This is a genomic window from Algoriphagus litoralis, assembly GCF_003259255.1.
Classification (GTDB): Bacteria; Bacteroidota; Bacteroidia; order Cytophagales; family Cyclobacteriaceae; genus Algoriphagus; species Algoriphagus litoralis.
Map to the genome: position 1 here is coordinate 1 of NZ_QGOL01000030.1, position 15769 is coordinate 15769.

The window sequence follows — 15769 nt, forward strand, 5'->3', positions numbered from 1 at the left end:
CTTGCTAAACTGACGGCTATGGCCTGCTGCAGGCAGGGTCGTTTTGATTTTTATTATCCTTTTCCACGGGTTTCACCCGCGGTTATTGAAAAGTTCGACCACTTCGTGGTCATTAATTACAAATACCGATATTGATATATACGATCCTGAAAGGATCGAACTTCTCAATACTTGTGCGCCGTGGCGTAGCCCTAGGTGCAACCTAGGGATTGAGGAACAAGTGAGAAATGATGACAACCCCGCAGGGGTTGAACTATCTTTACCCATTAAACCGAGGTGGTGGAAATTTAATACCCGACACATTTTGTCTGGAAAAAATGACCAATACTTCTAGTTCCCTTGCTGATCTCAGTCCTAAGGAATAAATTAGTCCAAGGACTTTGGGGAGATTTTTATAATTTCCCTTTCTAATACTTCAGACTATGAACGAAAAAATCCACCACGGCCGGAATATCAAGCGATTCAGAGAGATGATGGGCATCAAGCAGGAAGCCCTGGCCCACGAACTCGGTGAAGACTGGTCCCAGAAGAAGATCAGCCTGCTGGAGCAAAAGGAAGAAGTGGAGGAGGAGCTCTTGCGTCAAGTCGCCGAGATCTTGAAAGTTCCGGCGGAGGCGATTAAGAGTTTTAATGAGGAAATGGCTTTGCAGATTGTAAACAATTCATTTAACAACAGCTCCGGAATAGGTCTGAATTACCACTGCACATTTAATCCATTGGATAAACTCCTTGAAACAATGGATGAGAACAAAAAGCTTTACGAGCGACTATTGGAATCTGAAAAAGAGAAGGTGGAGTTGTTGAAGAGGATGTTGGAGAGGTAAGATTATTTTATTTTTACCTGATTATTTCAAAATCGGGGTAAATTATATAAAGCAATTTCTTACCAGCTTCATTGAGAGTGTATTCAAAAAAATGTAACTCTGTTTCACTCCTGAAAATATTTTCGCCAATGTATTTTTTTTCGGAAATTTTTAAAATTCCAATGCTCAATAATGCACTACTATTTGGATTTGAAATAGGTTGGCCTCTTGCAAAAAACGTCAACTTCATTAAATCAGGTAGGTAGCTATTGTTAACTATTTGAGAAAGTCTTAAAAGGTTTTCGAAGTCAATTTCTTCATTAATATAAGATCTAAAAATTTGCCCAATAATTTTGAATTTGTTATTATTGTCAATTTTATTAACTATTTCGAGTAAATTTTCTCCAATATTGTTCTTTTTGTCCTTTTCTATTTTGCGTTTCATTTTTTCTTTCTCTTCAAACGATAAGGTATGTAGTTCGCGAAGAAATTTTAGAATTTTTTGAATGAATATTCGGTCAGAGATACTGTTTGTAATTTTATATAAACTTCTTAATGTTCCAATTATTGGTATTTGACTAATTGCTTCATTATTGGTGACTAATTCTAAGGTAATTTCTCCAAGATTTGAAAGAATGTCACTTCCTCCATTTTCAATTACTGTCTTTACCAATGATTTATCAATCTCCATATTTAAATTTTTTATGCTTAATACTTATTCAAGTAATTTGGCAACACTCCTATAATTTTCACTAAGCGTTTCGTATATTCCTGCTATGACTGTTTTTTCTAACATTTTATCAACACTTAAATCAAATAGCTTCCCTTTTAACAATTGAAACCAGGTCTTTTTTCCTAGATTGAAGTGGTTTTTTAGTGATTCGATTTCCTCAAAAATTATTTCTTGTCCGAAACCTTGTTTTTCTAACTTTACAATTATTTCATTTAGTTTTGTATGAAGTTCAGATTCTTCTTCAGCTGTAAACTTGTCCTTTTTCTTTGCCTCATATGAGTAGTACTCATTTATAGTATCAATCTCTTGATCTATTACAAATATACCATATTCGCGGTCTTTGCAGAAATCACATCCTTTCGTTTTGCATTTCAATAAATGTTCCTCTTTTTGTAGGAAGGTGTCTTGACGTAATATTTTTAGAAAATCCAATTTGTCTCTATCTCTACTGAATTCGTAAAGTTTTGAACTCAACTTGTCCTTCAGGTTTTCAAGGTTGTTTACTTTTGTCCCACTATAAAATCGATTTACAAATAATTTAGCTTCTCGTTCAATTATATTCATTTTGGAATGAGTCTACAGGTTTAAGTAATATCTCCCTTCAAGCATTTTATGACCGAATTCAGTTTCAGTTTTACAATCTGATGTTTTTAACACGTACATAGTTTTTTGAGTTTCAATAAATTTTGGATTTATATTTATCCTTAATTCTCCGTCGTCATTGTAATCTCGTGCTAGAAGTCTCCATTTAATTACTATTATTCCCTCAACAGCTAATTTAGGGGTAACGATAATATTCTTTGAAACCACAAAATCCTTTTGCACAATAAAATTTTTATCAGGTTCAAACAATCCGAATTTGTCATTTATCCAAGTTGAAGCATTGTAATTGTTGATTTCACTAATCTTTGGAGATATAACTCGTATTTCTTCATAGTCACCTTCGAAATTGAATTCCAGTTTAAAATCTTCTATAACAGATTGACCGACATTCTCTATTTTTAATTTGATGCTGTATTCTTGTTTGTCTTTAAATGAATTATTTGGCAAAATTGAAAAATGATTAATTTCATGCTTTTTCCTTGGGTATGTGCTTTCAATGTATTGCTCACTTCTTATGTCAATTCCGTTAATTAATACCTTGTTGTTTGTGAGTATGTTGTCGGATTTGTTTTTAAAAAAGGTTAATAATCTTACAATGAACCCAAATCTATTTTCCTTATCGAAATTTTCAAATGCTTTTTGAATAGCAAGTTTTTCTTCAAGTTTTTCATCGTCAGTTTGTAATCGATAAGTAACATGACATTTTATGTATTCAGGTGAATAGGATAATTCTGTTTCGTTGTTTTCAAAGCTTACAAATGCAGTTTTTGTTTTTTGAAAATTTTGATTTTTTAAATACCAATTATATATGTTTTCATATTCTGAAATTTTTCTTGAGAAGTAATCCCAAAAACAAATTTGGATTTTAAATTCGCCATTTCTTATATGCAATAAATTAAGTTCACGAACATATTCCTCGAGCTTCGAATCTTTCCCGAAACTGGTAGCAATAATTAATTTTTCAAGTTTTGGCCTAAAGCTTTTAGCTTTTTCAATCTCTTGATCAATAGTGTCTACAGAGAGTTTGTTATGCTTACCATATTTGCAAAAGAGTTTTTTGTTTTTACATTGGATTCCAAAATATCGCTTTTCATTTTTTGGAATGCAATAAATATCAACACCTTTTTGACTAGATCCTACTTCAGCGTTGAATTCAATTTCGTCTTGAACGCGCCATATTTCTCCCCATAGCCTTAGAGTCAAATGCTCAAAGTCCTGCCAATTCTGCGGAGGATATATTCTAACTTGTGAAATCATTAGTTTATTTTGATTCTATGTACCGCTAGGCTTTATCGCTTTTAAGTAGTTCTGAACTTCAAGTAGACGGTTTGTTAAGGTGTCATTCTCATTTTCTAACAAATTTGTAATTTGATAATTGCCTTACTTCGATTCTTGTGACATGTCGCAAGAATCTTCGCCCTACTTTAAGGCAGAGATTAAGTTGCGTTTTAGTGTTCGTAATCTTTCTCATTCATTGCCTTGGTATATGAACTTAAGAATTATTCTGATGACTCTTTCTGTAAAATCTCTTCTTTATTTTCTTGATTTAAAGTATGGTTTTTTGCATCTGTCATGTCTGCGGATGGAATTATGGTCTCATGCTCAAGTTCATTAGATAATTCTGTCCCTTTGAATTTTAAGTCTTTAGAGTCCCTAAAATTTGTCTCTTTTTCTGTTTGTTTGATTAAATTTGGTATTAGGGCTTCGCTTGCACCTGCAACAACTGCAAAGAAATATATAAGCCAAGTAGATTGAGTATCTGCAAATCCTGCAAAAACTTTACCTTTGATCGCTAAACAAATTGTCATACCAGCTATCAATCCATAAAATACTCTTAAAGAGCCATCTAGCCTATGAATAAATAGACCTGCAATAATACTTCCTTTGTAATTTTGGAATCGGAAGAATGAAGTGATAAATGCGCCAATCCCTCCAAGTAGGGTAGCTATAATTATGGTAAATGTGTTTTTGTCATTTCCTAAAAAATTTAGGATATCCTTTTCAAATACAATTGATAAAATAATTAATAATCCAACAGTTATGACAGAAAAAAATGCAGATAATATATAGTTAATTCTAATCTCTTCTTGACTGTGTTGTAGAATTCTTGAGTTAACCTCCTTTAAAATATTTCTAGCTGATTTGGAGTCAGAGTCTTCAAGTGCTCTAGATAATACCTCAGCTAGTATTTTTTTATAAGCAATCCTGTTTTTTTTGCGACTGAAAATGCGGTCGACTATAGAGTCTGCTAAATTGACCTGGCTAATAATCTCACCAAAATCAGGTATGAAATTCAATTCTTCACTTGCATTCCAATTAAGGTTTAATTCTGAATCTATAGATATGCAAAGATTAGAGGTCTGATATGGGATATATTTTATCGGATATCCTGTAGTGGGATCAATATCTCCTTTGTTGTAATTTCCGAATTTATTTGATGGTTCAGTTGCCATTATTTTATGTAATTATATCTTCTTAACTTTTATGAAATGCCCAATTTTTGACTCTAGTTTTTGTATTTATTAAGTATGGCTTATTCAAATCCCCGCTCGGCGTTGTCAAATCTCTGTTTGGACTGGGTGAGTTTGCCTACCTTTCATCCCGGTTCAAGGTTAAAATCTTCCACAGGAAGATTTTTTAACACCTTGTCCTACCCTAATATCCTTACCAATTTTCAATTGGCTTATTATCCCAGTTTAACCTTGGAAAACATCTTTATTTACTAGTTCTCTATTTCCTCAACCCCTCCAAATAACTCACTAGATCCACCAATTCCTCTTCGGTCAGGGGGAACTTGGGCATCAGGGATTCGTCGAGCTGGGTGATGGATTCGATGTCGGCAAGCTTGTAGATGGTTTGTTCGCTCGTACCGACGAGCTTCACGATCAGGTCGTTTTCGGTTTTGGAGTTGATGATGCAGCGGATTTCCTTGCCATCTTTGAATTTGACGAGTTGGGTTTCGTAGCCGAAGCCCATGCCTTCGGATGGGTTGATGATGGAGTTGATCAGGGCCTCTTTGCTGAGTTTGTCGCCGATCTCAGTCAGGCCCGGACCGAAGTCGATGCCTTCCGTTCCGATCTTATGGCAAGCGGTGCAGTAGCCAGTGGCGATGACCTTACCTTTTTCGATATTTCCAGTTGCGGCGAGCATTTTAGGAATGTCATAGTTGCTGTCCAGGCTGTTGCCGTATTTCTCGGTGGCGAGCTGGCGAAGGTTGGAGTTCCAGGAGGACATCAGGATCTTCTGCGCGATGGGTAGCAGGTCTGCCGGGATTTGATCTTTCTCGGCAAACTCCCAAAGTGTCGCCTCAGACTGATAGCCCCGGGCTTCTTCCATCGCGGCAGTTCGGATGGGGGCAGGAGCATTTGGATCTCCCCAGAATTTGCTCAGCAGCATCGCCATTTCCTTGGTGTCCACCACGCCAAACTTGCGAATGGCAGCTACAGCTTTGCTTTCGTCTGAATCTTTCATCGCTTTTTCCACTTCTCCCAAACCGTAGAGGTTGGTGAAGATATTTGCAGCGGCACCAGCCATTCGGCTATCGGTATCCTGATAGACGATGCTAAGCACCCGATCCTTTTGGTCTTTGAGTTGGTATTTGCGGACGATATCAAGGAAGTCCTGATCGTCGGCGATCTCACCGGACTTGGCTTTGGCCAGGTGGAGTAGGGTAGCATCAGGCTTTTGGGTATCGAAGGCCGCTTGGCGAAGGATGATGACCTGATCTTCGTTTTGGCCTTTGGCCAAGAGATTTTTGAGGGTTTGGTTTTTCAGATCGGCATTTTGGAAATCAAGTGCACGGTAGTAGCGAAGATCGGCAGGGCTATTTTCCGCAAGGATCATTTGCTCGAGCAGTTCGGGAGTTTGCGTTGATCTCGATCTCCAGACGAGGTCTTTGGCTTCAGGGGATGCGGTCCAGTTTGCGCCAGCTTTCTCCAGATAGGCCGCCAAATAGCTGTCCCATCGGTATTCCGCCGCGATGCCAAGCGCCTCCAAGTACCAGCGGTCCCCAGATTGGTAGGACTCGGCCAGTTTTTGCCAGACCGCAGGCTGATCCTCGTAGCGGATCGCTACCGCCACTTCTCTTCGCACTTGGGCCGAAGCATCTCCAGCTAGGGACAGCAAGAAGTTGGTGTCCTTCATTCCGTTGATTCGGGAAGCACGGACAGCAGCCACACGGATATTTTCATCCGAGTCGGTCGCGGCTTTTTGGATGTAATCGTTGCCATTTGGCAGCTTGCTCAGCAACCAAAACGCACGGGCTTTCATGCGGGGATCCTCTGATTCGTAAAGTTTTTCCAGGGCTTCTTTTGCCTCGGTTCCTTTTTCCCGAAGGGCCATAAAAGCCTTGAAATGAATCGCTCGGTTGGGATTTTGAACCAACTCGATCAGCGATTCGATGGAGGAATAGTCAGGAGCGGAAACTTGGTATTTTGACTTTTTTGGAGCAAGTCGGTAGACACGGCCTTTGTCCTGATCACCCACGGCATGTCCACCCACGCCCGGATCGTACCAGTCGGAGATGAAAATCGAACCGTCAGGCGCCACCGTCACATCTGATGGGCGAAACCAGTTGTCGCGGGTATTGCCATCGAGGATCGGAGTGACCGAACCGGTAAAGCCCGCGCCGGAAGTCTCGACGGGATACATGCGGATCACATTGGGTCCGGCATCGGCGTGAATGACTTGATTTTGGTATTCGGCAGGGAGGAGTTTGCCCTCGTAGACGAGGATTCCCGTCGGTGAACCCGCATAATTCTGTACCAAATTTGGCACCACGCCGGGATCGTTGAGGTGCCAGTGCTGCTGCCAGACGGAGTCTTCCATATTGATGCGGCGGGTTCTCCAGTCACTTTTGGTCATTTCGTCCTTGAAGCCGTAGTTGCCATAGTCCATCACAAAGTTCATCCGCGTGGAGCGGTTGCCGTCGTCGTCGTTGTCACTTTGCCACATGCGTCCGTAGCTATCGACGGCGAGTTCATAGTTGTTTCGGAAGTTCCAACCGAGGATTTCCACGTTGCTGCCGTCCGGATCACAGCGGAAAACCATGCCTTCCTGATAGGGTGCGGTTTCGGAGTTGACCGGTCGGCCCATCGGGTCGAGGATCGGCGAACCGTCACCTTTGTGCAGGCCTTTTCCTTCATTTCCATAGTTGAAATAGAGCTTGCCATCCGGCGCAAAGGTGAAGGCGTGCATGCCGTGATCGTGCTGCACCCCGCCGACTCCGGTGAAGAGTACTTCCTTGCTGTCCGGGACGTCGTCCCCGTTTTCGTCGGTGAAGACAAAGACGTTCGGGCTGACGGAAACGAAGATTTTATTGCCAAAAACGGCGATGCCCAAAGCGGCATTGATGTCAGTTCCCTGATAGAATACGGTGGATTTATCGGCTTTGCCGTCTCCATCGCTGTCTTCGAGAATCAAAATCCGATCCCCTTCGGCTTTGGTTGGGTTTTTCGGATTGAGTTGCGTGCGGTAGTTGTAGGCTTCGGTGATCCAAATGCGGCCCCGATCATCGATGTCCATATTGGTTGGATTGGTCATCATGGGTTCGGAGGCGAAAAGTGTCAATTCCAGGCGATCATCCAAGACTTCTATGCCGTCGAGGGCATGGTCCACTGAGCGTTTTTGCTCGTCTGTGAGTGCTGCGTATTCCTCATCGGAGAGTTGGGGAATGGGTTTTTCGCAGGAAAAAGTCAGGACTGAGGCAAAGAGCAGAGCGAGGAGCGGCTTGTTCATAGGTTTGGGTTTTTTGGGGTTTGCAGAAAAAATTAAGACTGCATAGCAAAATAGTTGATAAGGTGCTGTTTACCAAAAAGTTTTTCACCACAGAGGGCACTGAGAAAAGGATAATTTACACGGTCAGAGTTTTGTAGGAACTGCTTGGGTGCATGGCGATATCGTCACGTTCAAGATCACTGAGGATGCTTCGACAAGCTCAGCAACCGAAGCTTTTTTTATTTACCGCGAAGGACACAAAGGAACGCAAAGATAGGCTCGCAGGCTCGCTGGGTATTAGCTACAAAGACACTAAGGCGCAAAAAATCTGCGAAAACCTGCCTGCCGGAACACAGAGTGCACTGAGAAAAAGGATTTTGAGGGAATCAAGATCTCAAAAGAACCGCATTCTTATTTGGTGTTTCAAGCCTTTTTCAAGTTCACTGAGAAATGCTAAAGCTTTTTAGTTTTTGCCGCAAAGGACACGAAGGAGCGCAAAGTTTTCACCACAAAGGCGCGGAGGCCGCGGAGATTTTTATGAGAGGAAGCGCAGGTGGATCAAGACTCCAGTCTTGGACATACAATTAGGCAGTCTTCGGACCGCAAAAAAACAACTACAGACATGGAAGATCACGGAATTTTGCTCTCCGGATCTCCAAATAAAGCTGCAAAGGCGATGAATCCGCTGAGTCTTTTGCCATGTATAGCGCTGAAAAGGCAATCCCGCAAGCCAAACTTTTATTTGGAAGGTAATTTATAAACCGAAACTAATTTGCAAATTCACTACCGAAAAGGTATTTCAAATACGAATTTTTGAAGTCGATTACTCTTATGTCTAAAATTTAAATTGGCTATCTTTAAAGATAGTCGGTTGCGGTCAGAGAGAGCTTCAAACTATTCAGAATTGTAAATGCCCTGCGAAATTTACCATTTGACCAACCCAACCTAAAGTGTATCAAGAAAAACAAGCTTGATGTTTTCATAAAATTTATGTCATTCTTTTTGATCCCAAGCATCATTTTATTGGCGTTTTCAGCATTCAGCTCGATTCTGCTCATTGCAAAAGGCGATAATAAGACCTGTCAGATGAGGTTTTTTGGCGGAACCTTATTGATTTACTCTTTATTTTTCTTGACGTATGGATTGTGGTTTGAATTTGAGTTGGTATTGAAATATCCGCATGTCTTGAGGAGTTTTAGTCCTGTTTTATTTCTGGCGGGTCCGTTTTTTTACTTTTCAATTCGGAATCTGGTGCACGGCAAAACCGGGTTTGGGAAGAAGGACTGGATGCATTTCCTTCCAGCAATTGTCCATTTTGTAGAGTTAATCCCGCTGTATTCCCTCCCGCTGGCTGAAAAATTACAGATCGCTGATAAGGTTCTCTCTGAAGAGGGGGGCTTGAGTCTGTATTCCAATGGTTTGATACCTGGAATTTGGGTGGATTTGTTTCGATTAGCATTGATTATCATCTATTTTTCCTATTCGATGTATCTGGTTTTTACAGTGAACCCAATGCTTTTGAAGCAATTGAAGCAGGAAAAATTCAAGAATTGGGTTTTTGGAGCCCTTGTATTTTTTGGAGTCATCCAGTTCTTCTACTTGGTTCAGTATGTCCACAACGTTCAATACTTTTTCACGGGGGTATCCTTTCCCGAACTGAGAACTTTCTTGGTCTTGCTGATGCTCCTGAGTATTCTTGTATTTAATCTCTATAATTTCATGAAGCTGGAATTGAACCTGGAACTGGCTGTACAAATGCCTATTGTAGGGATTAAGCAAAGTGCATTGACCCTTGGGAATCATCATATGCCTGTTCAAAGTTTCCAGATTCATCTGGAGGCAGAGGAGGAAGAATCAAAATTTAATGAGCGAGAATTAAAAGAAAAGCTTACCAAGCTTTTGGATGAAGATCAAATATTTTTGAAGCCTGGTTTGCTGGTTTCGGAATTTTCCAGGGAACTGGGGATTACACCGAGGTGCCTTCCTGAAATCTTAGAAAAAATCTATGGAAAAGGATTCAAAGATTTGATTAATCAGTATCGGGTAAGCTATGCAAAAGAGAAAATCGAGAGTGGATACCTGGATGTTTTTACACTCGAATCCCTTGGCAAAGTGGCGGGCTTTAACTCTCGAACTACCTTTTTCAATGCCTTTAAAAAAGAGTTGAATGTAAGTCCTTCAGACTTTTGGAAACGATACCAAGAGGGTCCAATTCAGGAGGATTGATTCATTTTTTTCGACTAAAAAATTACTTTCTGAAAAGAAAAAAAGCAGCTGCTAGATACGTTTTTAGCAAAAAGAGCGTTTCAAAGTTTGTTTTGACCAAATTTCCAAAAAATATTTTTTCTGAGCAGGCTCGTTTATGACCTCAATTTTGGACTTCAAATCATCGAAAATCCTGTTCAACTAATATGTGTTTCAAAAACAGTTTCTGAGACTTATTAGCCATAAAATACTCTAGTTTTCTTCTCTTTTTTGCGCTTGTTAAACCCTTGAGGGGCTGTAGTTCAGCTCCACGTTTTACAAGCAAGTATGGGAAAATTCTACCAGTCGAAAGTTGAGATTCTTGATTATTTAGTTCGATTATCCTTGGTTTTTAGAAGGATAGGAGGAATGAAACTTTCAGTATTGTGTTCGTTTATTCTGATTGTATTTTTTATAGTCGGGATTACTAGTACTGGGTCAGCGCAACCGCCACTTCCTCCGATATACTCCGCTGATTATCCAGTGTCATCCTATGACTCGGAACTGGAAACAAAAGCTAGTCTAAACAGCAAGAATTTAGATTTTGGAATCAACCCTGATCTGGATTGGGAAATAGGAAGAGAATCAGTGAAGGGATCTGCTCCATTATCGGTGGTTGTTACGACTTCGGCAAATGACGTCACCTTAGCTGGAGCAACGCTCAATGGAGAAGTGATCTCAGATGGTGGATTTTCAGTCACAGCTCGGGGCTTTGTCTATTCTTCAACGGATAATACTCCTACAATCGGCGAGGGTGGGGTCACAAATGTCAGTGTTGGAAATGGAACGGGAGCGTTCAGTGAGGCTATCACAGGATTGAGCGGCTCCACCACGTATTATTTTCAGGCCTATTCGACTACCAGCGAGGGCACAAGTTATGGTGGAGTGGAGAGTTTTACGGTGTTGGACGATACTGTTGATCCTGAAATCACCCTTCCATCTGCCAGTTCAAAAAGTACCGATACGGATGCCTGTTATTATACAGTTGTAGGAACTGAGTTTGATCCTTTGACAGCTACAGACAACAGCGGGAGCTTGGCATCTTTGACCTATTCACTCAAAAAACTACTGCCTAGCCCTACGTTGATTTCGGAAAACTTTAATACCGGAGCGTGGAATCCTGCTAATTTTGAAATAGGCTCAGCGAGTGGATCAGTAGTAAATAATGCCTATAGAAGTGCAAATGGAGATAATAGGGGGACATTAAGGACTGTTGCTGATTTTAGACCTACTGCAGAGAACCCAGTGTATGTAAGTGCAACCTTACGCTTTAGCGGTACAGCCTTGGCTTTCATAGGTACACGCGCTACCGGACTGAAAAATCCTTCCGCATCCAATGAGCCATTAAATGCTCTTTATTTCAGAATCCACAATTTTAACAATGGACAAACTAACCTGACCTCTACCTCATTTGATGGCAGACCGGGCAATTCATTTTATTCCAATCCGATTCGAGTGGCGTTTGTTGACAACGGTACAAACATCACGGGGACTTTTACCAATACAGTAACCAATCAGGTACTTTCGTTCAACCAAAATACAAGCTATAGCTCAGGTTCTTGGAGAGTGGTATTTTCTGGAGGCACAGGTGTCTCTTGGGATGATATCAAAATCAGCTTTGGCCCCCATGAGTACATTCAGGAGTACGATTCTGGCAGTAACTCACTGGCTGGAGTTGAGTTGGAACCAGGAGAAATTACTGTGGAATGGACGGCAACAGATTATGCTGGTAATTCAGTTTCGGATTCCTTCCTGGTTACTGTGGCTGATACACAAGCGCCATCACTAACTGTAGGAGAATCGGTGGAGCAACTACCCGAGTCCGGTACTAACTTGGTTTTGACTATTCCAGACGCGGTTTTTTCCGACAACTGTTCCATTCCCATTCTTACCTGGAGAATGAGTGGTGCGCATACCAATTCAGGCACTGGTCAGATAGGGACATTTGGTTTTAAACCTGGGTCTACCAAAATAACCTATACCTTAACCGATGCATCAGGTAATACCACAGTTGATTCTGTTCGCATTACCAATACGTATCAATACTTTCCAAGTGGTTCAGGTACTGAAATAGACCCCTATCAGATCACTGATTGGGAGCATTTATATAATGTCAGATTTTTCAGCAATAAGTATTTCATTTTAATGAATGATCTGGATGATTCAAGTAGTGGCTATGAAACTTATGCTTCTTCCACTGCCAATTCAGGAGCTGGATGGAGTCCCGGTGGATATGTTGGGGGTATAAATTTTGACGGGCAAGGGTTTTCAATTTCAGATCTTAGAATCAACAATTCAGGTTATTGGCAGTTAGGGATTTTTGAATATGTTTATAACTCTTCGTTTAAAAATATACTCCTAAAGGACTTTCAGATTGAAGGACAAGGATATATTGGTTCAATCGCGGGCTACTCTGAAACCACAGTCTTTGATAACATTCAAGTAGTCAATGGAAGTGTAATTGCTTCTGATTATTACGGTGGCTTATTAGTTGGCGGAGGGTATGAAATAACAATAGTAAATTCTTCAGTTGAGGGAGAAATTTCAGGGGATTATTATTTAGGTGGATTCCTTGGGGAATTGTACGGAGGAAAGATTGAAAACAGCTATGCCAATGTTTCGATCTCAGGGTTACAATCTATTGGGGGCTTAGTTGGGTATTTTTATAGCTATGATTCTGAAATTTCAGTGCAGCGCTCCTTTGCCAAGGGAACTGTTTCTGGTCAATCCTACCTAGGTGGATTGATAGGTCAGTCCAATCGTGTTATTTTACAGGATGTATATTCCGAGGTAGAAGTAACAGGCACAGTTAATTATATCGGGGGAATTTCTGGGACTGGAAGTACTATTCAACTCACTAATGCTTACGTTACAAATTTGGTAAGTGGTCCAGGAGAATATACTGGGGTGATCTTGGGTAGAAATTCAAGCAGCGTGCTTACCAATGTTTTTTGGGATAAAGAAACTTCAGGCATTGAAGAAAGCCTGGCAGGTGGCTTAGGTAAAACCACAGCTGAAATGAAAACTCAGTCAACGTTTACAGATTGGGATTTTGATGATGTTTGGGCCATTAATCCGACTGGCTATATTTCTTACCCTTATTTCCAGGCAATTTCATATGATGAACTTGAGGCAAGTCCAGCAGTAAATCCGGTTCCAGGGTTGGAAAAAACTGTATTTTCTCAGACAATCACATTTGAAGCGCCTGAGGAAAAGACTTATGGTGACCTGCCGTTTACTTTGGGTGATGCGCAGACTGATAGAGGTTTGTCTATAACCTACACTGCTGAAGATCCAACCGTTGTCAGTATCACGGACAATGAGGCTACTATTTTAAAAGCAGGCACCACAAAAATCACAGCTACTCAGGCTGGAAATGAGACGAATTTTGCTGCAGAGCCTGTGGAGCATGTTTTGACAATTAATCAAAAGGAATTGATTGTCACGGTAAATTCCGACCAAATAAAGGAATATGGGGAGAATGATCCGGTATTTACATTTGAATCTTCGGGTTTTGCTTACAGTGAGGATGAGTCGATTTTCAGCGGATCTTTGACAAGAGATGTAGGGGAAGATGTGGGAGATTATGCAATCAAACAGGGAGACCTATCCGCAGGGTCCAACTATTCAATAACCTTCACTGGAGCTGAGTTTGCGATAACACAAAAGTCCTTGACGATCACAGTTGTGGATGTTGCCAAATTTGTAGGTGAGTCAGATCCGGATTTTTCGGTTTCCTATGCTGGATTAGTGCGTGAACTAGATGTAGAAAATTTCCAGGGTACTTTAATTTTTGATAGGGAATCAGGAGAGACTGCTGGGACCTACGTAATCACAGCTTCCGGCTTAAGTTCTGATAATTATTTGATTGATTTTATTGGTGGTACTTTAACTATTCTTGGACCTCCTTCCTTTACTTCTTCCCCGGCGATTTTGGAAATAGGGTATGGGCAAGAATACAGCTATGCAATTACTGCGAGTGAAGAAGGCGATTTACCTACCAAACTTTCTGCTCCCGTATTGCCATCCTGGTTGGAGTTTTCCACTTCTTCAGGAGCACTTATTATGGGAACTCCTGCCAAATCAGACTTGGGCGAACATGCGGTAACTCTTCGGGCAACCAACGACGCCGGGTTTACAGAGCAAGAGTTTGTTATCACCGTCAAGGATGAGTCGGCACCGGTAGTAGTCACCTACTTTCCTGAAAATGAGGCAACAGAAGTATCCTTGCAGCCAACGTTGACACTCTCATTCGATGAGGAAGTGGTCTTGGGAAGTTTGGGAACAGTCAGGCTTAACAAAGTTTCCGAAGATGGATGTTCGCTTGAGCCTATTTTTGAATTTGACCTCAGCAACTCGGAAGACAGGGCCTTATTTGTGCCTTCGGATGATCAACTCAGCATATCATTAAGTATTACCGAAAATCTTCCGGTAAACACGCTTGTGACTGTAGAAATCCCGACAGGATTTGTGTCTGATGCCATCGGAAATGCATTTGAAGGGTTTACCTATTCCTACACTTGGTATTTCACTACAATCAACAAGAATACGCAAACAATTACCTTCCCTGAGATCGAAGAGAAAACCTATGGCGATGCAGTTTTCACACTAGGCAATGCTAACACAGATCAAGGCTTGGCAGTGACGTATACCGCCACTGATCCAACTGTGGTAAGTATTTCAGGAAATCAGGCTACGATTCTTAAGGCTGGAAGTACTACCATCACGGCTACGCAGACAGGAGATGAGACGAATTTCGCTGCTGATCCAGTGGAAAGAATACTGAATGTGGGTAAAAAAGGGCTGATAATCACAGCTTTGAACAAAACCAAGGTCTATGGTGAAGCGAATCCAACCCTGACCTTCACCTACGAAGGCTTGGTGAACGGCGATACGAAAGCAGCCACCGAGCCAAGCATCAGCACGACTGCGACCCTGAACTCAGGAGTCGGTACTTATCCAATCCAATTAACCGGAGCCGCTGATGCCAACTACAGCATCACGCTGGTTGACGGCGAACTGGAAGTAACCCAAGCAGGGCTGATAATCACGGCTACGGACAAAACCAAGATCTATGGTGAAGCCAATCCTGAACTCACCTTCACCTACACAGGTCTAGTCAATGGAGATGAAAAAGTAGCCACCGAACCAAGCATCAGCACGACGGCTACACAAAACTCAGGAGTCGGCACTTATCCAATCAACCTCACCGGAGGCTCCGACCAGAACTATGCGATCACACTGGTTGCGGGCGAACTGGAAGTAACCCAAGCAGGGCTGACAATCACAGCAACGGATAAGACCAAAATCTATGGCCAAGAAAATCCAATCTTAACCTTCACCTACACGGGTCTAGTCAATGGAGATGAAAAAGTATCCACCGAGCCAAGCATCAGCACGACTGCAACTGCCAGTTCGGCTGTTGGCACCTATCCAATCAACCTCACCGGAGGCTCCGACCAGAACTATGCGATCACGCTGGTTGACGGCGAACTGGAAGTAACCCAAGCAGCGCTGATAATCACGGCTACGGACAAAACCAAAGTCTATGGCCAAGCAAATCCTGAACTCACGTTTAGCTATACGGGTCTAGTCAACGGCGATACAAAAGTAGCCACCGAGCCAAGCATCAGCACGACGGCTACCCAAAGCTCAGGAGTCGGTACCTATC

9 protein-coding genes are annotated in these 15769 nt (G+C 41.6%); 4 read left to right on the plus strand and 5 right to left on the minus strand.

Going from position 1 to position 15769, the window contains the following annotated elements:
* The first annotated feature begins 422 nt into the window (after positions 1–422).
* Positions 423–824 (plus strand): helix-turn-helix domain-containing protein, encoded by a 402-nt coding sequence (locus DK188_RS20885; protein ID WP_111672806.1) that lies wholly within the window; start codon positions 423–425, stop codon positions 822–824.
* A 13-nt stretch (positions 825–837) separates the two neighbouring features.
* Here the strand turns inward: DK188_RS20885 and DK188_RS20890 are convergent, their stop codons facing one another.
* From DK188_RS20890 to DK188_RS20915, 5 genes are all read right to left on the minus strand, one after another.
* Positions 838–1494: a hypothetical protein gene (locus DK188_RS20890; protein WP_111672807.1), complete on the minus strand. Its 657-nt coding sequence runs from the start codon at positions 1492–1494 to the stop codon at positions 838–840.
* A gap of 24 nt (positions 1495–1518) precedes the next feature.
* Positions 1519–2100 carry a hypothetical protein gene (locus tag DK188_RS20895; protein ID WP_111672808.1) on the minus strand — a complete coding sequence of 194 codons (582 nt, stop codon included), beginning with the start codon at positions 2098–2100 and terminating at the stop codon, positions 1519–1521.
* Between the two features lie 12 nt (positions 2101–2112).
* On the minus strand, positions 2113–3396 hold the full coding sequence (locus DK188_RS20900) for a hypothetical protein (RefSeq protein WP_157963316.1): 1284 nt from the start codon (positions 3394–3396) through the stop codon (positions 2113–2115).
* Between the two features lie 242 nt (positions 3397–3638).
* The gene (locus tag DK188_RS20905) at positions 3639–4592 is read right to left on the minus strand and encodes an MFS transporter (RefSeq protein ID WP_111672810.1); all 954 of its coding nucleotides are present in this window, start codon (positions 4590–4592) and stop codon (positions 3639–3641) included.
* Positions 4593–4869: 277 nt separating this feature from the next.
* Positions 4870–7875 carry a PVC-type heme-binding CxxCH protein gene (locus tag DK188_RS20915; protein ID WP_111672812.1) on the minus strand — a complete coding sequence of 1002 codons (3006 nt, stop codon included), beginning with the start codon at positions 7873–7875 and terminating at the stop codon, positions 4870–4872.
* 601 nt (positions 7876–8476) lie between these two features.
* Here DK188_RS20915 and DK188_RS21565 point away from each other — a divergent pair.
* The 3 genes from DK188_RS21565 to DK188_RS20930 all read left to right on the plus strand — a co-directional run.
* Positions 8477–8614: a hypothetical protein gene (locus DK188_RS21565; protein ID WP_157963317.1), complete on the plus strand. Its 138-nt coding sequence runs from the start codon at positions 8477–8479 to the stop codon at positions 8612–8614.
* Positions 8615–8844: 230 nt separating this feature from the next.
* Positions 8845–10080 (plus strand): helix-turn-helix domain-containing protein, encoded by a 1236-nt coding sequence (locus tag DK188_RS20925; protein WP_111672814.1) that lies wholly within the window; start codon positions 8845–8847, stop codon positions 10078–10080.
* A gap of 387 nt (positions 10081–10467) precedes the next feature.
* Positions 10468–15769, plus strand: a 5302-nt coding sequence (locus tag DK188_RS20930; RefSeq protein ID WP_198673064.1) for an MBG domain-containing protein, incomplete at its 3' end; no start/stop codon positions are given.

Coding starts and splice junctions, on each gene's coding strand:
- DK188_RS20885 (WP_111672806.1), top strand. CDS start 423: ATGAACGAAAAAATCCACCACGGCCGGAATATCAAGCGATTCAGAGAG.
- DK188_RS20890 (WP_111672807.1), bottom strand. CDS start 1,494: ATGGAGATTGATAAATCATTGGTAAAGACAGTAATTGAAAATGGAGGA.
- DK188_RS20895 (WP_111672808.1), bottom strand. CDS start 2,100: ATGAATATAATTGAACGAGAAGCTAAATTATTTGTAAATCGATTTTAT.
- DK188_RS20900 (WP_157963316.1), bottom strand. CDS start 3,396: ATGATTTCACAAGTTAGAATATATCCTCCGCAGAATTGGCAGGACTTT.
- DK188_RS20905 (WP_111672810.1), bottom strand. CDS start 4,592: ATGGCAACTGAACCATCAAATAAATTCGGAAATTACAACAAAGGAGAT.
- DK188_RS20915 (WP_111672812.1), bottom strand. CDS start 7,875: ATGAACAAGCCGCTCCTCGCTCTGCTCTTTGCCTCAGTCCTGACTTTT.
- DK188_RS21565 (WP_157963317.1), top strand. CDS start 8,477: ATGGAAGATCACGGAATTTTGCTCTCCGGATCTCCAAATAAAGCTGCA.
- DK188_RS20925 (WP_111672814.1), top strand. CDS start 8,845: ATGTCATTCTTTTTGATCCCAAGCATCATTTTATTGGCGTTTTCAGCA.